The sequence below is a fragment of the Nodosilinea sp. FACHB-131 genome, from assembly GCF_014695395.1.
GTDB lineage: Bacteria > Cyanobacteriota > Cyanobacteriia > Phormidesmidales > Phormidesmidaceae > Nodosilinea.
Map to the genome: position 1 here is coordinate 62,431 of NZ_JACJOF010000012.1, position 22,329 is coordinate 84,759.

19 protein-coding genes are annotated in these 22,329 nt (G+C 55.7%); 10 read left to right on the forward strand and 9 right to left on the reverse strand.

Annotation, left to right across the window (positions count from 1 at the left end; translation table 11 throughout):
• Positions 1-316: 316 nt before the first annotated feature.
• Positions 317-988 carry a helix-turn-helix domain-containing protein gene (locus H6F75_RS07470; RefSeq protein WP_190750740.1) on the reverse strand — a complete coding sequence of 224 codons (672 nt, stop codon included), beginning with the start codon at positions 986-988 and terminating at the stop codon, positions 317-319.
• Positions 989-1,024: 36 nt separating this feature from the next.
• Positions 1,025-2,518, reverse strand: coding sequence for a hypothetical protein (locus H6F75_RS07475; RefSeq protein ID WP_190750742.1), 1,494 nt, complete (start codon positions 2,516-2,518; stop codon positions 1,025-1,027).
• Positions 2,519-2,721: 203 nt separating this feature from the next.
• Here H6F75_RS07475 and H6F75_RS07480 point away from each other — a divergent pair, with 203 nt between their 5' ends.
• Positions 2,722-3,084 (forward strand): NfeD family protein, encoded by a 363-nt coding sequence (locus H6F75_RS07480; RefSeq protein ID WP_190750744.1) that lies wholly within the window; start codon positions 2,722-2,724, stop codon positions 3,082-3,084.
• A 232-nt stretch (positions 3,085-3,316) separates the two neighbouring features.
• Here the strand turns inward: H6F75_RS07480 and H6F75_RS07485 are convergent, their stop codons facing one another.
• Both H6F75_RS07485 and H6F75_RS07490 read right to left on the reverse strand, forming a co-directional pair.
• On the reverse strand, positions 3,317-3,838 hold the full coding sequence (locus tag H6F75_RS07485; RefSeq protein WP_190750746.1) for a phycobiliprotein lyase: 522 nt from the start codon (positions 3,836-3,838) through the stop codon (positions 3,317-3,319).
• Positions 3,839-4,074: 236 nt separating this feature from the next.
• Complete coding sequence (locus H6F75_RS07490) at positions 4,075-5,208, reverse strand: hypothetical protein (RefSeq protein WP_190750748.1); 1,134 nt, start codon at positions 5,206-5,208, stop codon at positions 4,075-4,077.
• A gap of 314 nt (positions 5,209-5,522) precedes the next feature.
• On the opposite strand from H6F75_RS07490, the gene hemE reads away from it, so the two are divergent.
• The 6 genes from hemE to H6F75_RS07520 all read left to right on the forward strand — a co-directional run bounded on the left by hemE (position 5,523) and on the right by H6F75_RS07520 (position 15,175).
• Positions 5,523-6,584 carry a uroporphyrinogen decarboxylase gene (gene hemE / locus H6F75_RS07495; RefSeq protein WP_190750750.1) on the forward strand — a complete coding sequence of 354 codons (1,062 nt, stop codon included), beginning with the start codon at positions 5,523-5,525 and terminating at the stop codon, positions 6,582-6,584.
• Positions 6,585-6,686: 102 nt separating this feature from the next.
• Positions 6,687-7,472 carry a PD-(D/E)XK nuclease family protein gene (locus tag H6F75_RS07500; protein WP_190750752.1) on the forward strand — a complete coding sequence of 262 codons (786 nt, stop codon included), beginning with the start codon at positions 6,687-6,689 and terminating at the stop codon, positions 7,470-7,472.
• A 135-nt stretch (positions 7,473-7,607) separates the two neighbouring features.
• The gene (locus H6F75_RS07505) at positions 7,608-10,451 is read left to right on the forward strand and encodes a PAS domain S-box protein (RefSeq protein WP_242019788.1); all 2,844 of its coding nucleotides are present in this window, start codon (positions 7,608-7,610) and stop codon (positions 10,449-10,451) included.
• Positions 10,448-10,834, forward strand: a complete 387-nt coding sequence (locus tag H6F75_RS07510; protein ID WP_190750754.1) for a response regulator — start codon at positions 10,448-10,450, stop codon at positions 10,832-10,834. The genes H6F75_RS07505 and H6F75_RS07510 overlap by 4 nt, the downstream gene beginning before the upstream one ends.
• Complete coding sequence (locus H6F75_RS07515; RefSeq protein WP_190750756.1) at positions 10,831-12,900, forward strand: response regulator; 2,070 nt, start codon at positions 10,831-10,833, stop codon at positions 12,898-12,900. Before H6F75_RS07510 ends, H6F75_RS07515 begins: the two co-directional genes overlap by 4 nt.
• 244 nt (positions 12,901-13,144) lie before the next feature.
• On the forward strand, positions 13,145-15,175 hold the full coding sequence (locus tag H6F75_RS07520) for an elongation factor G (RefSeq protein WP_190750758.1): 2,031 nt from the start codon (positions 13,145-13,147) through the stop codon (positions 15,173-15,175).
• 73 nt (positions 15,176-15,248) lie between these two features.
• Here the strand turns inward: H6F75_RS07520 and H6F75_RS07525 are convergent, their stop codons facing one another.
• Together H6F75_RS07525 and H6F75_RS07530 are read right to left on the reverse strand one after the other, a co-directional pair.
• The gene (locus tag H6F75_RS07525; RefSeq protein ID WP_347710624.1) at positions 15,249-15,644 is read right to left on the reverse strand and encodes a GFA family protein; all 396 of its coding nucleotides are present in this window, start codon (positions 15,642-15,644) and stop codon (positions 15,249-15,251) included.
• 111 nt (positions 15,645-15,755) lie between these two features.
• Entirely contained in the window at positions 15,756-16,349 is a 594-nt protein-coding gene (locus H6F75_RS07530) for a hypothetical protein (protein ID WP_190750761.1), read from the reverse strand.
• Between the two features lie 314 nt (positions 16,350-16,663).
• Here H6F75_RS07530 and H6F75_RS07535 point away from each other — a divergent pair, with 314 nt between their 5' ends.
• From H6F75_RS07535 to H6F75_RS07545, 3 genes are all read left to right on the forward strand, one after another.
• The gene (locus H6F75_RS07535; protein ID WP_190750763.1) at positions 16,664-17,683 is read left to right on the forward strand and encodes a hypothetical protein; all 1,020 of its coding nucleotides are present in this window, start codon (positions 16,664-16,666) and stop codon (positions 17,681-17,683) included.
• Between the two features lie 487 nt (positions 17,684-18,170).
• Positions 18,171-18,500, forward strand: a complete 330-nt coding sequence (locus H6F75_RS07540; protein ID WP_190750765.1) for a hypothetical protein — start codon at positions 18,171-18,173, stop codon at positions 18,498-18,500.
• 312 nt (positions 18,501-18,812) lie between these two features.
• Positions 18,813-19,745 (forward strand): cobalamin-binding protein, encoded by a 933-nt coding sequence (locus tag H6F75_RS07545; RefSeq protein ID WP_190750767.1) that lies wholly within the window; start codon positions 18,813-18,815, stop codon positions 19,743-19,745.
• A gap of 175 nt (positions 19,746-19,920) precedes the next feature.
• On the opposite strand, the gene H6F75_RS07550 is transcribed toward H6F75_RS07545, so the two are convergent.
• The 3 genes from H6F75_RS07550 to H6F75_RS07560 form a co-directional block, all read right to left on the reverse strand.
• Positions 19,921-20,064 carry a hypothetical protein gene (locus H6F75_RS07550; protein WP_190750769.1) on the reverse strand — a complete coding sequence of 48 codons (144 nt, stop codon included), beginning with the start codon at positions 20,062-20,064 and terminating at the stop codon, positions 19,921-19,923.
• A 136-nt stretch (positions 20,065-20,200) separates the two neighbouring features.
• Entirely contained in the window at positions 20,201-21,040 is an 840-nt protein-coding gene (locus H6F75_RS07555) for a hypothetical protein (protein WP_190750771.1), read from the reverse strand.
• Between the two features lie 181 nt (positions 21,041-21,221).
• Positions 21,222-22,283, reverse strand: a complete 1,062-nt coding sequence (locus tag H6F75_RS07560) for a mannose-1-phosphate guanylyltransferase (RefSeq protein WP_190750773.1) — start codon at positions 22,281-22,283, stop codon at positions 21,222-21,224.
• Between the last annotated feature and the right edge of the window lie 46 nt (positions 22,284-22,329).

The window sequence follows — 22,329 nt, forward strand, 5'->3', positions numbered from 1 at the left end:
GGATGGGTGGATGGGTGAGGGGAGGGGATGAGGACGGTGAGGGGGTGAGGAGGGCAATTCAAAATTGCTTGGTCTAACGAAAAGCTCCCCGCCTAGGCGGGGAGCTTTTCAAATATAGGGAGTTCAGCTAGGAAGTGGGGTTCTGTATAGTAAGGGTGCAGTGGGCTTGCCCGGTTATGACCTACCCACGCATAAGATTCCCATACTGAGGCCCAAATTCCGTAGGGAATTGCAAAAAAATCTGAAACTTTATTGGGTATTTATAGCCAGGGTAAAAGTTTTTTCTGAGCTGGCACCTAGTTAAGGGCAATGGCGTCTAAGTTTGGATCGGCGTAACTTTGGCCCGATACAGCAGGCGATCGCCCTGACGATATCCCACATGGCTGACTCTCACTGGCTGTCCTGGTGACAAAGCGCCTGCCTTAGGCTGGTGAATCTGCGGATTGTAGGACACTTCGGCCCCGACCGTTTCTATGGGGGTGACGCCCCAGCTCTGTACGAGGGTTTCTACGGGGCGCACCAGGGGAAGCAGTTTTTGGGCGGAGAGATCAGGCTTTTGCTGGGCAGCGTGGGCGGCGGTGGGCCACTGCACCAGCCAAGGCTCTAGCTGGGCGATCGCCTCCTGCTGCACCTGCTGGCGCACGGTGACGGCCTGGGTAGCGAGCTGGGTTTGGAGGCGATCGCACTCCTGCCGCAGGGCTTTAATTTGACCCAGAGCCTCAGCCCCAGAGCCTCCTATCGGCTGGGACAGGTTGAGCGAGCTAAATCTATCCACCAAAGCCTCTAGCGACAGTCCCAGGGCTTGGCCAAGGCGTTGCAGCACGTCCACCCGTAGTCGCCCGACTTGCCCCTGGCGCAGGCTGTCGATCGCCGAGCGGGGCACGCCACAGACTTGGCTGAGGGCACGGTAGCTGGCAATATTTGCCTGGGCCATCAGCGATCGCAGCGCTGGGCTGTGGTCTACTTGGTCAGAACTAGAACTCGCCATAGCCCCCCGCTACCCCCGCTAACAATTGATGCTGCCCTAAAAGTTGAGGTCTAACTCTTCCGGCGGGCGGTTTTGCAGGTCGGGGAGATTGCTGCCAGGGGTTGACCCTCGGGTGCGGAGGCTTTCGCCTAGGGGGTCGCGGGGGCGGGCGGTTGGTGAGGGCGTAGGCCGAGGTGCTGGGGCTGTTTGACCACTGCTGCTGGCGGTACCGCCGCCTTGATTGATAATGACGGGCTGGTTGGGGCGAGGGTTAAAGGTCTCAAAGGTAACCGCGCGCACTAGGGGCGGGTTTTGGCCATCGGTGACGCGCAGGGTCACAGTGGTAGTGCCTGCCGGGCTAAGGGGCATCGACAGCGCTCCCTGAAGGCCCACCGTCCCTGGCGAAGGCAGCAGTTCAACTTTGGCCGTTGAGCCGCCCTCTACCCGCCAAGCCACTTGGAACCCAGGGATTTGCTGGCCCGGTTCTACCGGCACTAGATATTTGGGCTGAGCCTCACGTCCGTTAATGGTGAACGAGGCGATGCGCACTGGGCGGGGCTGAATATTTACCACTTCGCTCTGTTTGGCTGCCGGCAGCTCGCGATCGCCCAGGTTAGCCGGTACCGGGGTGAGCTCAAACTGGTACTGCCCCACCTCCAGCATGCCGCTGGGTACTCCTTGGCAAATCAGCCGGTCTTCCAGTTTGCAAAAGGGCTGAAGCTCTTCGGGCAGAGACACCTGGGCCGGGCCATCTGGTTTGCGCAGGGCAAACCGCCGCCCTCCTATGGTCGTGCCATCGGGCCGCTTGACCACCAGCAGTAGGTCTTGCAGGCTTGCGGGGTTAGTGACAATCCAGCTGACGCGAATGCCAGCATCGGTGACCGGCGGGGCTAAGGTTGGCGTGTTGGCCGAAACTTGGGTACCAGCTTCGGAGTAAATCACCTGGTCGGGGACAAGTTCGACCACGGTGGGCTGGGGCAGGTCGGCCACGGTGACTAGACTGCTCTCGGCCTGGATAGGGGCCAAGTTCAGATCCATATCGGGCATCAGGGTGAGCTCAAAGCGGTATTGGCCAGGCTCACGCAGTTCGAGGGGCACTTCGCGACAGGTGAGCAGCCGTCTGGTCTGGTCACAGTAGGGCAGCAGGCCAACCGGCAGCCCCTCCGATAGGTCGTAGGTCTCAGGACCAAACACCAGGGTGCCGTCCGGGGCATAGCCGCGCAGCAGCATGGTCTGCACTTGGCGAGGGTTGCTCACCTGCCAGCTCAGGCTCGGGCTTTCTCCCCGAGCGATCGCATACTCACTCTGGGAGGGCGAAATATCTATCACGTAGGGATGGGGCGGTGTGCGCAAAACCCACCACAGCAGACCGCCGAGACCGCCCAAGGCTCCTACCCCAGCGGCGATCGCCAGCCTTCTCTGCCACCGAGGGCGAGGCCGTGGTGCGGGTAACGGCGCTAGGGTGATAGCTGCCGCCGTCGCTGCGCTCTCCACCCCTGGGTCGGTTTTTAGTTCTGGCTCGTGCCACTGTTCGATCTGAGACCCTGCCATAGCCGTTACTTGTCCTCACATTCCAGGGCAGCATAGCGACTTAGCGGTGCCCCTGCCAACCACCCCGCCTCACCAATGCTCTAATGGTGACATTCTATCTATCTCACGCTGCTATCTCTTTCAGGCTGCTATCTATCTCCAGGATGAGTTCTAAACCCTAGAACCCATCGAAACTAGTCCTTATCCTACAAAAGGTTTGAGCCATGTCAGACGACCTAATAGAAGATGTCTTTCCCGAAGCTGATTCACCCCAAGATATTCAGTGGGCCGCTGACTCGGCTGATGAACCTACATTTCCAGAGGGAGCCTGGACGGATAAAACAGCTCTAGTTCAAGACCTTCTAGAGGGCCGCAAGTACCAGGTTAAGTTTGAAGGGGTCTACTGGACTGCGATCAGCGCCGCTGCTGGAGTGCAACTGGTGCCCGGTGACACCGTGGCTGTTCTGGGCCGCGACGGCAACGAACTCATCGTGCAAAAGCTGCCCGAGGAGCAACCCGATCTTCAGCCGCCTAATGTTGCCGTCGGCTCCGAGGGTCAAGCGCCTCTGCCAGACCCCCTGATTTGAGTCATCCCCAGCGCGCTTGTCCTGACGGAAACTTAGTTAAGTCACCGCGATTGAGCGTGACTATCTCTGTCTAGAGAGGGCGACGAGAAGAGGGTCTTTAAGGGACAGAGTTTTTTTGCCAACCCTGCGCTATCCACAGTAGACGCGCCCGATTGTTTCACAGCGTTCAACATCAGTGACTCTATATCCCTCGGCTGTAGTCGGGGGATATCTGATTTCTTGGGAAACGTGCTCAGTCGGCCGGTTTGGCTCCGCCCATCCGAATTTCTGAGCAGAACGATGCCATTTGCACATCATCTCCAGTTTTGAGCACGCTAGTGCGCATGCGCAGGTTAGGGTTTACAAACCACAGGCGCTCCTCTACCTGCCCCGCGTCGGTGGGGGTGACAATGGTTAACACTTCATCCTCAACCCGGTAGTTACCCTGAACCGCCGATGACGACGTGGGCGCTTGTACCAGCACCCCATCCCCCCCATCGGTGGGAGTCATAATCACCATCAGGGCGCTGCTCTGGATTTTTTGGCTTTCCCCTTCAAGCTGGCTGTCCTGGTGAACCCGAAGACCGCAGGCAATTTGGCTAGGGTCGTGGCCAAGGGTGGTGCAGACCTGGGCCAGATCGGTATCGGTGGCAGGCAAAAACTCAACCAGCAGATTAGACTGCCCCGCTTGGGAACTCTGACCAGCCAGGTTGTGAATGGTGCGCTGAGAAAACCACTTGCCGGCCAGGGTTTCAAAAAAGTTCACAATTTCCATGGGGATAATCTGCGTTTCGCCAACTAGTCACAGTTTTCAATTCTAAAGCGAAGCGCTCCCTATTTCCCGTTTAGGCAGTGGGTAACTGTGGTGTTGACTCTGTTTAAGGGTTCAATGCCGGAGCCGTAATAACTTGGGGAAAGCCATCCAGAGACTAATGGTGCCGAAAGCGCAGGCTGGGGAGGGTGCTGGGCGGCGGGTAGTTTCGTCTATTTGTGGAGAATTGTTGCCAAGGGCTAGCGAGCCGAACCCGCCATTGAAGGTAGGAATTCTGCCTCTGTAAGCAGCTGCTCTAGGGCTTTATGGGGAAATTTAGTATCTTTTTTGGCGTTTCCCCAAATATCAAAAAAGAAATTTCGGGTTAGCAAAACTACGCTGCGGTATTTGATGATCACAGCCACCCAAGATGCGTCAAAATCCGTCATGCCATCGGCATGAATCTGCTCTAGATTTTTGAGCAGTAGAGTAACTATCTCATAACGCTCAGTGTTGTCTGTTATGCCGCACATGGCCCTAATGCTGCGTTTGGCCTGCCATGAGCATGAATCGTAGTGCCACTGAACCATATGGCCAACATTGCGGAAAATTTCACCATAGTCGTAGAGCCTGTGGGTCTCAAAAAAAGCACGTTCATGCTCTGTTAATGCAAAGCTCTGATCGAGGACCAGGCCAAAGTCGGTTAGATAGAGTTGTTTGCCATCGGCAAGAATATTGCGAAAGTGGGCATCGAAATGAATGATTTTCTTGGTGCTCAAAAAAGCGATGATCTCGCGCAGATCGTTTAAGACTTTTGGCAGTGTCTGGGGATGGTGCTGAAGCCAGGTCTCTAACGTCTGCGGCAGGTGTTCTAAAAATAAAATCAGCTCATGTCGGGCGTTTGCTCGTTCTAACATGTAAGTACCGGTGTTTTCATGGTTGCCCCAATACGCTACAAATTCCTTGAGGCTATCTTTGTCAATCTCTGTGGGTAAACCTGCATAGGGCAAGATTCGATAGTGGTACATCAGGGGGAAAGCAGCGATCGCCCCCTCCAATACCCAATGGGTAGTTTTGATATGAGTAATAAGCTCACGAAACACCCCTAAACCGGCAACACCTAGCCCCGCAGAGCCAAGACCGTAATTAAAATAAGTGGGTAGGTCATAGAGATTTTTGGTAGAGAATAGATTGTCATATTCCAGTTGGGTGATGGGAATACGTTTGACAAAAACCTGAGACTGTCCAACGGCAATCGTCTGGGTCAGCCCCCACCCGAGCTTTGATTCACTATTGCTCAGCAGGGCGCGCAACTTTTGGCTGTCGAACTGGGCAATTTTTGCGCTTAGCTCAAAGTAATTTGCTATGCGATCGCCCACAGAATTGTTTGGCATCTTTTCCCCCTACCACAGCATTCGAAACCATGCGAGTTCAAAGTCAGACAAGCATTTTCCCTATAACTCTGTTAGACCATCAACAGAGATGGTGATGCTCTCAAATCCGTAGGGGTTTAGGGTTCGCCTCGCAGGGGCCTGCTCCCTTAGGCTTGACTCTGCCGAGAACCCTGGAATTGTGTACAAATGTTGCAATACAAAAAGTGCTGAACCCCTTTTCCCGTAAGAATTTAGAAGCATCACAGAGTGATAAGCTAACGGTTACGCCGAAAACTGTTTTGTAACGCTGTTCTTGTAAATTGGTGACGCCTTCCATGACCGCAGTGAACCAGGTACCTTTGTTGCTCCGCGCTGCTCGCCACGAAGCGCTAGAGCGCCCGCCGGTGTGGATGATGCGTCAGGCGGGTCGCTACATGCAGGTGTACCGCGATTTGCGCGACAAGTATCCGTCCTTTCGCGATCGCTCTGAAAACGCCGACTTGGCCATTGAGATCTCGCTCCAACCCTGGCGCGCCTTTCGCCCCGACGGGGTGATTATGTTCTCCGACATTTTGACGCCGCTGCCGGGCATGGGCATTCCCTTCGACATCATCGAGAGCAAGGGGCCAATCATCGAACCGCCCATTCGTACCCAGGCTCAGATCGATGCAGTGCATGATCTGGATCCCGAAACGGCGCTGCCCTACATTCGCACCATTCTGCAAACCCTGCGGCAGGAAGTCGGCAACGACGCTGCCGTGCTGGGCTTTGTGGGGTCTCCCTGGACGCTGGCGGCCTACGCGGTGGAGGGCAAGACCTCCAAGAGCTACACCAACATCAAGGGCATGGCCTTTAGCGAGCCCGCCATGCTGCACACCCTGCTGGGCAAGCTGGCCGACAATATCGCCACCTACGTGCGCTACCAAATCGACTGTGGCGCTCAGGTGGTGCAGCTGTTTGACTCCTGGGCTGGGCAGCTCAGCCCCATGGACTACCGCACCTTTGCCCTGCCCTACCAGCAGCGGGTGGTGCAGCAGGTGAAGCAGACCCATCCCGATACCCCTCTAATCCTCTACATCAGCGGTAGCGCCGGTGTGTTTGACCTGATGGGTGAGTCTGGCGTTGACATCGTCAGCGTGGACTGGACGATGGACATGGCTGAGGCCCGCCGCCGCTTAGGCCCCAACATTGGGGTGCAGGGCAATATCGACCCGGCGATTTTGTTTGGTTCCCAGGATCTGATTCGCGATCGCATCCTTGACACCATCAAAAAAGCAGGCAATCGCGGCCACATTCTCAACCTGGGCCACGGCATTCTGCCCGGCACTCCCGAAGAGAACGCCGCCTACTTCTTTGAAACCGCCAAAAACATCGACAAGCTGTTGGCGACTGTTTAGAGCAACGCTATAGAGGACTGCCGGAGGAGGGGTGCAGGGTTTAAGGTTTAAGGTACAAGGTTTGAAAAAGCCTTGAACCCTAAACCCTGCACCCCTTTCCCTATGCTCTCCCTCACCCAGGGCCATCTACGCCTGCTGGAAATTTGCCCCCGGCGCTACCAATACACCTACCTGGAGCACCACACGGCACCCATGGATCCTGCTGTAGCAGAGCGGCAGCGGTGGGGTACTGAGTTTCACCGGGTGATGCAGCAGCGAGATCTGGGCCTGCCCGTCGATGACTTGTTAAAAGAAGATGCTGCCCTAGAGGCGGCGGTACATAGTTTACTGGCCGCTGCGCCAGAGCTATTTTTGCCCCAGGCCAATGGCTTTCGCCAAAGCGAGCACCGCCGCACCCTGGCCTTCAACGGCTATGGGTTAACCGCCATCTATGACCTGCTGGTGATGGGGCCGACCAGCGGCCAAATTGTTGACTGGAAGACCTACCAAAATCCGCCCCAGCTAGCCCAGCTAACCCAGGATTGGCAGACTCGCCTCTACCTCTATCTGTTAGTCGAAACCAGTCATCTGGCTCCAGAGCAGGTGACGATGACCTACTGGTTTGTCGCCCCTCCGATGGCTCAGGCGGTGTCTAAACCGCCCAGCAGTACCACCATTGCCTACACTGCCGCTCAGCACCGCCGCACCGAAGCCGACCTGCAACGGTTGACCGATACCCTAACTGCATTGCTGGCCGCTGAGAACGATCTGCCCAAGGTCGACCCGGCTTTGGGCTACTGTGCTCAATGCCCCTTTGCGGTGCGCTGCCAGCGGTGGTCAGAGCGCTTTGGCCAGGAGCGGGTGATGACCCTGCCTGCGATCGCAGATATTGCCGAGGTGCCCCTATGAGCATACCCCTAAGGATATAAGGTCACGGAGTACCCACAGTTACCCTCGTTTTCACCGTAATACAGCGGTTAAGATCGGAGTTGTTGGCAGGCTGATCAAGGTCTTGCACAACTTATCTTCAAGGGCGTTTTCTCTATGACGCACCCCCTTTCTTTGCAGTCTATGGTGGCTATGGCCCAGCAGTTGCAGGCCTGCGAAGCCCGTTACCGCACCCTATTTGACTACGCTCAGCTCGGCATCGTGCTGGCCAGCGCCGAGAGCTATTACCTCGACGCCAACCCCGCCGCCTGCAAGATGTTTGGCTACAGCCGCGAGGAATTTTTGAGGTTGCACGCTGCTGATCTGGCAGTGCAAACCGAGGGGCAAACCATCGCAGCCGCCCTAGAGGCCATCCACAGTGGAGTTGACTATCAGCAAGAATGGCAATTTCGCCGCCAGGATGGCACCCTGTTTGCGGCGGAGGTAATTGCTACCCTGATGCCCGACGGCACGCTGCTGGCGCTAATTCGTGATTTGAGCGATCGCAACCAGGCCCAGACCGACCGCGAATATTTAACTACCATGATTGCGACCTCTCCCGACGCAATTGTTGGCAAAGACTTAAACGGTATCGTCACCGGCTGGAACGGGGGGGCAGAAAACCTGTTCGGCTATGCTGCCGCCGAAATGATCGGCACCTCAATCACCCGGATTATTCCCGAGTCCCGACGACAGGAGGAAGTTTTTATTTTGGAACGTCTCCGTCGGGGTGAACGGGTAGAACAGCTAGAGACTCAGCGACTCGCTAAGGACGGATGCCTAATTGATGTTTCAGTGACTGTATGGCCCATTTTCAGCGCCAGCGGGGCGATTATTGGTGCTGCAAAAATTGCTCGTGATATTACTGCGCTGAAAGCGCGAGAACGAGAACTGGCCCGGATGTCGAGACTCTACGCGGCCCTGAGTCAGATTAACCAAGCAATTGTCTGGGCCACCGATCGCGACCAGCTTTTTCAAAAGGTGTGTCAGGTGCTGGTCGATGATGGCGGCTTCTGCATGGCTTGGATTGGGTGGCACTGCACAGACCTAGACAGGCTAGAGCCGATAGCAGCCTACGGCGACGACGGCAGCCTGGTGCCCAGCCTGCTGGCCATCGATCAGGGCCAGGCACCAGCTTCTGATCGGTCGGTTGGCCTGGCTGCTATAGCGCTGCGATCGCACCAGCCCTACATCTGCAACGATGCCCTCAGTGACCCGGCCACCAGCGCCTGGCGCGGCGCGATCGCCCACGGCAAGTTTCGGGCCTCAGCCCACTTTCCGATTTGGGCGGATGATGCCGTAGCGGGGGTGCTTAACGTCTACGCCGCCCAGCCCAACGTCTTTCACAACAAAGAGATCGCCCTGCTCAAAGAAGCCGCTAGCGATCTCTCCTTTGCGCTCAAAACCTTTGCCCGTGATGCTGCCCGCCGTCAGGCTGAGCAGGCCCTTCGCGACGAAAAGCGGTTTGCCGACATCATGCTCGAGAGCATGCCCGGCATGCTCTACTTCTACGACACCGAGGGGCGCTTTTTGCGCTGGAACCAAACCTTTGAGCAAGTCTCGGGCTACTCCGCCGCCGAAATTGCCCAGATGCATCCCCTCGACTTCTTTGCAGAGGACGACAAAGAGCAGTTAAAACAGCGCATTGAGCAGGTCTTTAGGGATGGCGCATCGTCCATTGAGGCCAACTTCGTTGCCAAGGACGGCACCGCCACCCCTTACTTTTTCACCGGGCAGGGCGTGCAGTTTGACAACACCTGGTGCTTGGTGGGGGTCGGCATTGATATTTCGGAGCGGCGGCAAGCAGAAACTCGTTTGGCCGAAAGCGAGCGCAAATACCGTGAACTGGTTGAGCATGCCAACAGCATTATCCTGCGCTGGAACTCCGATGGGTACATCACCTTTCTCAACGAGTACGGCCAGCGCTTCTTTGGCTACAGCGAAGCCGAAATTCTCGGTTGCCACGTGATGACAACCATCGTGCCCCCCACCGAAAGCAGCGGCCGCAACCTAGAGCAGCTCATCGCCAGCATCTGCGCCAACCCCAGCGCCTTTGAGCAGAACATCAACGAAAATGTGCGTCGCAATGGCCAGCGCGTCTGGGTGGCCTGGACTAACCGCGTTGAGTTCGATGCCGAGGGGCGAGTGGTCGAAATTCTCAGCATTGGCACCGACATGACTGCCCGCAAGCAGGCCGAGGCCGAGCGCGAAAAGCGACATCGGGCTGAGGCGGCCGATCGCATCAAATCGGCCTTCTTAGCCACCATGAGCCACGAGCTGCGCACCCCGCTGAACTCGATTATTGGCTTTACTGGCATTGTTTTGCAGGGGCTGGCCGGGCCGCTCAACGCAGAGCAGAGCAAGCAGCTGGGCATGGTGCGCACTAGCGCCCGCCACCTGCTGGCTCTGGTTAACGACGTGCTCGATATTTCTAAAATCGAAGCCGGGCAGCTAGAGGTGGCCCGTGAGCCCTTTGACCTGCACCAGTCGATTGCCAAGGTGCTGGCGATCGTGCAGCCCCAGGCCGAGGCTAAAGAGTTAAGTCTGCGCGTTGAGGTGGCCCCAGCCCTGGGCAAAGCCGTTACCGACCAGCGTCGGTTTGAGCAGATTTTGCTCAATTTGCTGAGCAATGCCATTAAATTCACCGATCGCGGCGAAGTCGCCCTAACGGCAGAATTGATGCATGAACCCCCTGGGACTGGCACTGCCCCAGCGACGCTGCGGTTGCGGGTGTCAGATACGGGCATAGGGGTTAAAGCCGAGGATCTGCCTACCCTGTTTCAACCCTTTCAGCAGATCGACTCGGGGCTAACCCGCAACCACGAGGGCACGGGACTTGGTCTGGCGATCTGCCGTCGCCTGATTGACCTGATGGGAGGTACCATTCAGGCCGAGAGTGACTGGGGGAAGGGCAGCACCTTTACCGTGACGCTGCCGCTGCAAGCACCGGAGACACCATGAAGACCATTTTATTGATCGAAGACAATCCCCAAAATCGCTACCTGGTGCAGTTTTTGCTGGAGCAGCGGGGCCACAACGTTCTTCAGGCAGAAACCGGCCTTCAAGGGCTGGAGCTAGCGGCGATCGCCCGCCCCGACCTGATTTTGCTCGACATTCAGCTGCCCGGCATGGATGGTCATGCCGTGGCCTACGCCCTGAAGAGCGACCCGCAGCTCAAATTAATCCCTATTGTGGCGGTGACCTCCTACGCCATGGTGGGCGATCGCGAAAAATGCCTGGCCGCCGGAGCCGAAGGCTACATTGAAAAACCCATCGACCCCGAATCGTTCGGCAATGAGGTGGAGCGGTTCTTCCTCGCCACTCCAGGAGATGTTGTCCCATGAGTCAGGTGCTGGTTGTTGACGATAACGCTGAAAATCTCTACCTGCTGCGCATGCTGCTTCAGGGGCATGGCTACACCGTAGTAGAAGCCCACCACGGGGCCGAAGCTTTAGCTAAAGCTCGCCAGCAGCCCCTCAGCTTGGTTATCTCTGACCTGCTGATGCCGGTGATGGATGGCTACACCCTGCTGCGCCAGTGGAAGGCTGACGACCAGCTCAAGGCCATTCCTTTTATGGTTTACACCGCTACCTATACCGACGTTAAGGATGAGCGCCTGGCCTTTGATCTGGGAGCCGACGCCTTTTTAGTCAAGCCGGCTGAACCCGAGGCGTTGATGGCCAGCATCACGGCTCTACTGGGCAACCCCGACTCGGCCCAGTCCTCAGTGCGCCAGCCCCAGCTTGAAGAAAAGGCTCTGCTCAAAGACTACAGCGAGGCCCTGTTTCGCAAGCTGGAGAAAAAGGTTGAGAGCCTACAGCAGACCAACCGGCGACTAGGGGCCGAAATTGTCGAACGCAAACGCATTGAGGCCGCCCTGCGCGCCAGCGAAGCTCGCTACCGCCAGCTATTTCAAGCCATCACTGACCCAGTGTTGGTCTGCGATCGCACCACCCTGGCCTGCCTAGCCGTCAACGATGCCGCTGTAGCTGAGTATGGCTACAGCCGCGACGAGTTTTTGACTATGACCCTGCAAGATATTTATCCGCGCGAGGATGTGCCCGCTTTAATGGAGCGGCTGGCTCAGGCAGGCTCATCCCTCGAACGTCGCGGCGTCTGGCGACACCACAAGAAAACTGGGGAGATTATCAGCGTCGAGATCTCCACCTACGGCCTAACCTTCGCCGATCGCTCCGCTTACCTGGTGCAGGCCCGCAACGTCACCGAACAGCAGCAACTCGAAGAACAGTTTCGCCAGGCCCAAAAAATGGAGGCCATCGGTCGGCTGGCGGGAGGCATTGCCCACGACTTTAACAACCTGATTACCGTAATCAAGGGCTATAGCGAGCTTTTGCAGAGCCGTATTCCCGCCAGTGACTCCGCCGCCCAGCTGCTGGGCGAAATTTATCAGGCGGGCGAACGCGCTGGTACGCTAACCAGCCAGCTGCTGGCCTTTAGCCGTCAGCAGGTGCTGGCTCCTCAGACGCTCAACCTCAACACTGTGGTCAGCAATACCGAAACGATGCTGCGCCGCCTGATCGGCGAAGACATTATTTTAACTACTGACCTGAGCCCTACCCTCGGCCCGATTAAAGCTGACCCCGGTCAGATCGAGCAGGTGTTGATGAACCTGGCGGTCAATGCTCGCGACGCTATGCCCCAGGGCGGCACCCTTACCCTGGCTACCCAGACCGTGCAGCTAGACGAAGCCTACTGCCGCCAGGTATCTGATTTGAGCCCCGGAAAATACGTGCTGCTAACGGTGAGCGACACCGGCTGCGGCATCGATGCTGCGACCCAGGCCAAAATGTTTGAGCCCTTTTTTACCACTAAACCTATGGGCAAGGGTACCGGACTGGGCTTGGCCACAGTGCATGGCATGGTCAAGCAGTCGGGCGGCCACATCGCGGTAGAGAGTGCGGTGGGCCAAGGGACGAGGTTTCAGATCTACCTGCCGCTGGTGGCTGAGCCGCTGCCTGAGGGGCGATCGCAGGCGCGATCGCGCACCCTGCCCCAGGGCACCGAGACTATCTTAGTCGTCGAAGACGAAGATGCCGTGCGTGCTCTAGAAATTCACGTTTTGCAGCGCTGTGGCTACCGGGTGTTAGAGGCCGCCAATGGCCAAGCGGCTCTACACCTGGTCGAGCATGCGCCCGGCCCCATTCACCTGCTGATGTCCGATGTGGTGATGCCCCACCTAGGGGGACGCGAACTGGCTGCCCAGGTGACCCACACCCATCCCCACTGCAAAGTGCTGTTTCTCTCTGGCTACACCGACGATGCCGTGATTCACCACGGCGTTTCAAAGGCCGACGTAGCCTTTCTACAAAAGCCCTTTACCCCATCGGCGCTAGCCCAAAAAGTGCGGCAGGTGTTGGATGGGGAGACTGGTGCAGGGTTTAAGGTTTAGAGAACAGCCTTAAACCCTTGACCTTAAACCCTTGGCCTTAAACCCTCAAAATCTCCTGTTACAGATCGACAAAACCAGGCACAAAACTTCAACAGGTGAACTTTCTAGAACCTGATCAAGCAGGGGGTTAAGGTCGCGTTAATCTGGGGTTAGACACAGCTGAGTCACTTCATATCAAGCTCGTCACGCCTTCAAGCTATAGGCTTTTCTCTACATGCCATCGCACCATGGCAAGGAGTTTATTATGGCTCAAAACGTCCTTTCAGACCGACGTAATGTAGCGCTGGTCGGCACCTATTCCAGCGGCAAAACAACGCTTTTAGAGAGCATTCTGTCTGTCACTGGAGTCACAACTCGCAAGGGCAGCGTCGATGAGGGCAACACCCTCGGTGATAGCTGCCCGGAGGCCCGCACCCGCCATATGACCGTAGAACTCAATGCCGCCAGTACTCAGTACGGCGGCATTTGTTTTACGTTTGTCGATTGCCCTGGCTCGGTGGAGTTGCAGCAGGAGACCAACCATGCCCTGATGGGGGTCGATGCGGCGATCGTGGTCTGCGAAGCCGACCCCAACAAAGTGCTCACCCTCTCGCCCCTACTGCAATTTTTAGACGCTTGGGAAATCCCCCATCTGATCTGGATTAACAAGCTCGATCGCGCCAACGGCACTTTCGCTGAGGTGTTAACGGCCTTGCGTCAGATTTCCTCCCGACCAGTGATTCCTCAGCAGTACCCGATTCGCCAAAACCACGAATTAGTAGGCTTTATTGATCTCGTTACGGAACAAGCCTTCCACTACCATCCCGGCGCTCCCGCTGACCCCGTGCCGCTGCCCGCCGCGCTGCAGGCCGAGGAACAGGCCGCCCGCGCTGAAATGCTGGAAGCCCTAGCTGACTATGACGATCATCTATTAGAAGAACTGCTGGAGGACATCGCACCTCCCGAAGAGGAAATTGTCCACGACCTGAAAATGGAGCTGGGGGCCGATCTCATTGTGCCGGTATTTATCGGTGTGGCCCTGAATGACTACGGCGTGCGCCCCCTGCTCGACGCCCTAGTGAAGGAAGCCCCAGCCCCAGAGGTCACCTGCGAGAAGCGGGGCATCACCTGCGAGACCGATACCCTAGCCCAGGTGCTCAAGACCTATTACACCCCTCAGGGCGGCAAACTTTCCCTGGTCCGGGTCTGGTGTGGCGAACTCAAGGATGGGGATAGCTTGAACGGCGATCGCATGGGCGGTCTCTATGACTTGATGGGCACCCAACAAACCAGCCTCACCCGAGCGGAGGCCGGTCGCATTGTTGCCGTAGCTCGCCTGGAGGGAGCTCAAACTGGTGACACGCTAACCCACAGCGGCAATCTCGATGCCCTGCTGCCCAAGGCTCCTGTTATTGAGCCGGTCTACGCCCTGGCCATCACTTCCGTCAAGCGCAGCGATGAGGTTAAGCTCAGCGCTGCCCTCACCAAACTGCTCGAAGAAGACCCCTCCCTCTTTTGGGAGCAGCATGGCGATACCCACGAGGTGATTCTCTGGGGCCAGGGGGATGTGCACTTAAATTTGGCGATCGATCGCCTCAGCCGCAAATACAACCTGCCCATGGCCACCCACCTGCCCCAGGTGCCCTACAAAGAAACTATCCGCCAGGCCAAGGAGGCCGTCCACGGACGCTATAAACACCAAAGCGGCGGTCACGGTCAGTTTGGCGACGTGTACCTGTCCATTCAGCCGCTGCCGCGCGGCGACGGCTTTGCCTTTAGCGATACCATCGTGGGCGGCGTGGTCCCCAAGCAGTACATCCCCAGTGTCGAAACCGGCGTGCGCGAATACCTCGACCATGGCCCCTTAGGCTTTCCGGTAGTAGATGTGGCGGTGACGTTAACGAATGGCTCCTACCACAACGTTGACAGTTCCGACAATGCCTTTAAACAGGCAGCCCGCATTGCTATGCAAGAGGGCTTGGTGGCCTGCACCCCCACCCTGCTCGAGCCCATTGACCTGGTAGAAATTTCGGTGCCCAGCAGCTATACCTCCAACGTGCTGAAGCTGATCACCGGCAGGCGAGGGCAAATCCTCGGCTACGAGGCCAAAGCCGACTGGCCCGGCTGGGATGTGGTCACCGGGCACCTGCCCCAGGCCGAAATGCAGACTATGATTTTGGAGCTGAGGTCACTGACCATGGGCGTAGGCTTCTTCAAGTGGACCTACGACCACCTCGACCCGGTTCCAGAGAAACTCACCGAGCGGATTCTAGCGAGTACGGGGGGCGATCGCTAGCCACACCCGCTAAATAGCGTCTCTCTTAATAGACCCCAGAGTTCTTGAAAAAACTCTGGGGTCTAACTATTAGCTACTCAGAGCGTTTAGCAAACTCGGCAAGCAACGCCGGAAAATCTGCTGACTTTGGAAAATTTTCAAAGCTGTGGACGGCAGGGGTTATTGCCCACGGCAGCTTTTCGTCTGTGTAGGTCTCAACGAATGGGCTGTAAGCTTGGGCGTCATCTAGCATTGTCGATCGCACGTTGACGAAGTCATCCATACCCTCGAGCCGTGTGAATAGCCAGCTCATGCAGTGGGCACAAAAATAGCGACGCGTTGCGCCGTGCAGCCCACCAATGATAGGTTCACCCTGCGTTACTTTGAACCCGCTGCTGGGATAAAGCTTGCTCAAACTAAAGGCGCTGGCGGTCATTCGCTGACATCCGGTGCACTGACACGTCACCGTTATTAACGGTTTTAAGAAGATTTCTCAATGTATTAGCTAACGACTGAGATGAGCGGCAATAGTAGCCTTGAATTTAGAACCATTGCTTTGTCTTGTCCGCTCCATCTCAATTGTTAGCTGGCTTTATCTTATCTAATCAGGCTTTTCACCTCTCTCGATCTTCAGAAAAGTGCTGGTTCGTTTCAGTCGCTTGTAGTCACCTTCACTTAGGTTTCTCCAGGTGTAAAAAGTTGCGACAACTCCAAATGCACACACCATCGTGCTAAAAATTGAAATCTTTATCTTAATGCTGGAATCTATCTGTGCAAGATCAGTCCAGAGAAAAACAAGCGTACTGATTGCTAGGCACACAAAGTTCACGCTCCAAGCACGGCAAATTCGCAACCTACTGCGATCGTACTCAAATCGATTAATGACATTTTCAGCAGCATATGTGTACACATATGTTCTAACTGTTTCAACATCTATATCCTCGCCAAGATATCGTCTACAGAAGAAATCCTCCAATCTACGAAAAACTTTTCTGTAGATGTTGAATACTAAATAGTCTGTGACTATGCCTAAAACATAAATTAGAGATAGGAAGGGTAAGAGTGCGATTAAAGCTGTAATCTGTTGCCCAGGAATCCAGAAGTAGCCAAAGATGCTCAATATCAGAAGAGTGATCCAAGCTGCTGTGCCTACACCGATAACAATGAGTTCAACAAACAGAGCGGTTGTGTTCATCCTAAATCCTACTCTAATGAACTGCTAAGAGTGCCTTTGTGCAGCAGCATAATGTGAATTGTATGAAGATGTTTACCAAACTCATAACTAGCCAGCTAACGGCTAAGTTCACCGGCGCTCCACGAATTATTAATATGCCTCGCCAAGCGCGAATCGTAACGGACCTACACGAATTTTTGCCACGTAGAGAGCGTCCGATGCAACGCCTTGTTCGGCGGCATGTTGTCATTGTCAGTAGAGTTGATCTACTTGCAGGATTAGCCGTATTCTAGCAACAACAATTCGCAACACTACAAATACGAGGAGATAGCATTATGACGTTACCAAAACTTTTGCCTTTACAGAAATTACAGGAACGGCTCTTATCGATATTTACTGATACAAATGCGAACCGGCATCTCGTCAGTCAAGAAAGGGCAGGGCGCTTCATTTTTGTCATGCTCTACGTTGGTGCCGTGGAAGGGGAAAATGTTTGGGCAAGCATACAGCATGTTACTGCAATGAGTGATAGTCAAGCTAGCTTACAGACGCCGCTTCAGCGTCGGTCGTATCACGATTCACCGTATCAAAGTTGCAATTTAGGTGAGCAAGCTTGGTACTCGCCAAACGCGCGCGAGACAATTCGTCGCCTCCTATTGCCAGAACTCATAAGAATTAATGCGGTGGTCGTACGAAGTGATCTCCCGCTAAATTCGCCACAACCTCGATACGCCTTGAAAAGAGAGTTTGCGGCCTTATTTAATGCAGAGGCAACGGAGAGTGAGTTTGTACTCTTAAAAGATGAATGGATTAAAGTAAACAAACCCTATCTTTCTAATCAGAATACCTTATCGTCTATTCCACCAGGCAATGATAATGCTGGCCGATTTCACGACTTTATTTTTCATGCTCTCCAAAAGATATTTCATCCAACTCTTCACCATGCGAAAAAAGAGCAGCCTATCAACGATGGCAGAAAGAAAATTGATATAACTTTTACCAATGAAGCTGATAGAGGCTTCTTTCGCCGATTAGTCTTTATCCATAGCATCAAGAGTCCATATGTGTTTTTCGAGTGCAAAAATTACTCCAATGATCCCAAAAACCCAGAGATCGATCAGTTGGTTGGTAGACTAAATGATAGAAGAGGTAGATTCGGTGTGCTTGTTTGTCGTACTGTGGATGATCCAATTAACATATTAGCGCGATGTAGAGACGTCGTTCATTCAAACAACGGCTATATTGTTGTGCTGACGGATGATGACATAATTGCACTGCTCGACATGAAGGGCAAAAATAATTTAGAGGGAATAGATAATTACATGGAGGAGAGGCTTCGGTCGCTCATACTTTAGCTAGCAGAGTGTACTCGATACACAAAGCCGCCGAACTATGTATTAAGCGTCAAAACTGCTGGATAAGCCCCTAGTTTTAGAGCATTATCGGTCACTTTTGAGGGTTAACTCCTGAGTTTAGGAGTCTTATCCATCAATTATGCTGGATAAGCACCCAGCGAGAGGTCTTATCCAGCAGCTTTTGGGTTTGCAATCTACAAGAGCATCTGCGCCCCCAATCGCTCTTCCACGGTTGACGGGGAGCTTTTGTACCATTACTCTCTTACGTTAAGCCGTTCGAGCAGAGCGGTTGTCTTGCAGAACTCGAAAATCTTAGCGCTGCCTGAAGGTGCTTGCGACACCAACAGACAGCTAACCCCGCAAATCTACACCGCAGATTGCGAGGCTAGGCTCATGGTACCCTAGCCCCCTCAGTTTGCACTTGCGCTGCGGGTGGCTAGGGTTTTCGCGTTCTGTTTCTTCCCCAACAACAAAGGAAACAGAACCGATGTTTGAATATCTCGAACCAGAAGCCAACGACAACCAAGAGACCAATTCCCTGCCGCTGCCGCCCAGGTCCGGAGCCGTTAACAAAGGCATCAACCCCGAAAAGGTTCGCCACCTGCTCTTTGGCAGTTTGGCAGGCATAGACCGCACCATCAAAATCCTCCACGCCCTGGGCTACGCCGACCCTAACAACTGGAGCGACCCCATCCCCGCACCGCCCAGCGTCGATGGAGCAACAACCGCCCGGTTGTTGAGCGGAGTCGTTGGCGCAGCCTCCCCGGAGGGGATGCCGTGGATGGTCATTCTCACCAGAACGGTTCTCATTGAGTAAGTCTCATTGCCATCCGTACCGGCTTCCTAGTGCTGCTGCCCAACACTAGGAACCTGGTAAAGGAACTCGGTACCTTATCGCCCCCATACGTGATCTGCGCCTTGAGATCGCCAATGTAGAAGACCCGTTAGCGATCTAACGCCTTAGTTTAACGATCTGCACCCTGCGATCGCCAAACTGGCACAGCAGCTTAACGATCTGAAGGCTCAGATCGCCAATTGCAGCTCTGCGATCGCTAAACTGGCACAGCAGTATGGCGATCGCACCTCGCAGCTTAGCTCTGCTGAGTCTTAACCTTAACCGGCATCTTCCATGACTCCACCGCCCCTCCGCATCATCTCCCTCATTCCTAGCGCCACTGAAATTGTCTGTAGCCTGGGATTAGAAAAATGTCTGGTGGGCCGCAGCCACGAGTGCGACTTTCCGCCCGCCGTCAAAGAGCTGCCCGTTTGCACCGCGCCTAAGTTCAACCCCGAGGGCAGCAGCGGCGAAATCCACCAGCGGGTGAGCGACCTGCTCACCTCGGCCCTCAGCGTTTACCGGGTCGATGTCAACCGGCTAGAAGCTCTACAGCCTACCCACATCATTACTCAGGCCCAGTGCGAAGTTTGCGCCGTTAGCCTAGGGGATGTAGAAGCTGCCGTGGCCGAACTCACCCAGGGTCAGCCGCAGCTTATTTCCCTTTCCCCCAACCGCCTAGCTGATGTTTGGGACGACATCTATAGGACTGGGATTGCGCTGCTCGGAGAAGCGGGGCAGGCGCAGGTAGAGACTGTTTTAGCGGAGCTAAAGCAGCGGGTGCAGATTTGTTGCGATCGCACCGCCGATCTCCCCGCTCCTACCGTCGTCTGTATTGAGTGGACCGAACCGCTGATGGCCGCTGGTAACTGGGTGCCCGAGCTGGTGGCCCTGGCCGGGGGCAAATCGCTCTTTGGCCAGGTCGGCCAGCACTCCCCCTGGCTCACCTGGGACGACCTAATTGCCGCTGACCCAGAGGTGATAGTAATCATGCCCTGCGGTTACGACCTAGCTATCACCCGACGCGAGAGCGCAGCGCTAACGGCTCACCCCCAATGGTCACAGCTCAAAGCGGTACAAACGGGTCGAGTCTACCTAAGCGATGGCAACCAGTATTTCAACCGTCCTGGCCCTCGCCTAGTTGACTCCCTGGAGATTTTGGCGGAAATTTTTCACCCAGAGCAGGCTGCCTACGGCTACCGAGGCCAAGGTTGGCAGCCCTTATAACTCTGGGAACGATTAATCTAGAGTTGCTGATCTCAGGTAGGAAGCAAAAATTAAACGCTGCTTGCGAGGGCAAACTACCGTATAGCCTTTGGCTTGGCTGCACCTGTGCCCTACCCAAGTTCATGGTTCAATTCAGCAACGCCATCAATCTTCTTGCTTGACGTTTTACGAAGCACTAGCTGCGCTGGCGCTTTTGCAGGGCCTCTAGCATCTGCTGCTTGACGGCTTCAGCCCAGACGCTAAAGTCTTCTCGGTTTTCTAAAGCGTTGCGAGCTGAAGAAGAGGCAGAGGCCGATTGCGATGTTTTTAAGGTGGTCATGGCGCTGTACAGAGTTGCTAATATTTCTGATATAGCAAATCTACTAGGGTGCTAGCCGTGCCATTATGCGCCCCTTGCATTGGCCTGGCTGAGACCTGCATAGCGCTTGGAAATTCCCTAGGTTTGTGTTGATTTCCTAAAATTTCTCGGCTTCGGCCAAGGCCTTGGCCTTGTTGGCGGTGTAGGTCTGCACTCGATCTTGAGCAACGGGGTAGCGCTCGTCCTCAGGCGGCACTTCAGACATTAGATCGGCCGCTCGCTGCCAGCGCACCGCCAGATCTAGCCAGGCGGCCGCGGTAGCAGCCGACTTACCGTCTTCCACCGACTGCTGAGCAATGCGCACCGCCAGCACGAAGGGATCCTGCCCCGTAGGCGTCTCTGGAGCGGGGGTGGGAGGCGGTTCGGTAGTAGGGGCAACCTGCGACCCCACCGGCAGCTCAACGCCCAGCCAGTCTTTAGTCGCCCATCCCACCAGCAGCAGCAGTAGCGCTAGACTGGCACCACCAACTAACCCGCGCCAGAAGGCATTGCGGCTTGAGGCCGGCTTTTTCTTATACACATCGTCCAAGAACGGGTTGCGCTGGCGAGGAGCGCGCAGGTCGCGCCACAGCCTGGCTACCGGGTTGGGCTGTTTGAGCACAATCGGCTCTGACCAGAGCAGGCTGTTTTTGGGATCACGCTTAATTTCATCTAGCCACAGCAGCTGCTGCTCTTGCACAATGCGGCTGTTGATATTGACCTTGTTAATGCCCCGTGGGCTGATTGACTCCAGCACGTTGCGCACCTGGTCAACCACCGTCTCCCGAGGCAGGGCATCGGCGCTGGGGGCCTCAACCAGCAGCTGCAAAATGCCGCTGTCTTGAATGGCGCGGGTGCGAATACCCTCGTCAGCAAAGTGATCATTCAAAATTTGAATGATGGCGGCTACGCTCCCCTGGCGGGCCTGAAAGTCGATGTCGTCAATGGTTGGATGCATGGTTCCAAGCTGCCGCATGCCACAGAGTTCCGCAGCATAGCGCAGGTATAAACGGCTGATCCCGAAATTATATCAACCGCTGTCCAACCTGGAACGTTCTCTCTTAAGGCACAGGATCCCTGGGCAACTTTCCCTACGCTGCATCCAGCGTAGGGAAAGTTGCGGCCGTTAGCGCCCAGAGTTATAGCAGGTGCTGAAAGCGGTCCTCTGCACCGATCTGCTTCACCGCCGCTTTAATGTCTTGAGTGCGGTCTTTGCGCACGATTAACGTGGCGTTGCCATCACGCACAATCACCATATCTTCTAGGCCAATGGTGACAATGACCTCATCGGGGTCGGCGGAGTAAACAATGCTGCCTTCGGTATCAAGGGCGACGTGGGTGGCTAAATCGACGTTTTTCTCGCTGGGCTGCTTCAGCAAGCGCTCTACCGCATTCCAGTCGCCTAAGTCATCCCAGCCAAAGGTGACGGGCATGACCTGGGCGCGATCGGTGTGCTCCATGACGGCGTAGTCAATGCTGAGCTTATCTAGGCTGGGGTAGGCGTCAACCCCCTCAGCAATCAGGGCCTGCATCAGGGCGGGGGCATGGGTTTTTAGCTCGTTGACCATCACCCCGGCAGGGAAGATAAACATCCCGCTATTCCAGCTGAAGCGGCCGCTGTCAATAAAGGTTTGGGCGGTGGGGGCATCGGGCTTCTCAGTGAAGCGGCTGACAGTATAGGCGCTGAGGCTGCCGTAGGTGCCGGTTGCCTCCCCCTGCTCGATGTAGCCGTAGCCAGTGGCGGGGTAGGTGGGGGCAATGCCCAGGGTGGCGATCGCCCCTTGGCTGACAGCCAGCTCGGCCGCCGCCGTTAGGGTCTGACAAAACGCCGCTTCGTCAGCAATCCAGTGGTCAGCGGGAAAGAAACCCACCAGGGCGTCATCACCGTAGCGCTGGGCAACCTCCAGGGTGCCCCAGGCCACTGCCGGGGCGGTATCGCGGCCCACTGGCTCGACCAGCAGGTTGGCTTCGGGCAGTTCAGGCAGCTGTTCACGCACCCGGTCGGCCAGGTGAGCAGCGGTAATCACCCACATATTTTCCCAGCCGTCGGCCAGGGGCAGCAGGCGATCGGCAGTGGCTTGCAGCAGGCTGCGATCGCTGCCGTCTAAACACAAAAATTGTTTGGGACGGGCCAAACGGCTCACCGGCCAAAATCGCTCGCCCTTACCCCCCGCCAAAATAATAGGAATTAACGCCGCCATAAAAATTTCCCCTGGACTTTTAAGTCATAACGGCGGCCCCATGGCC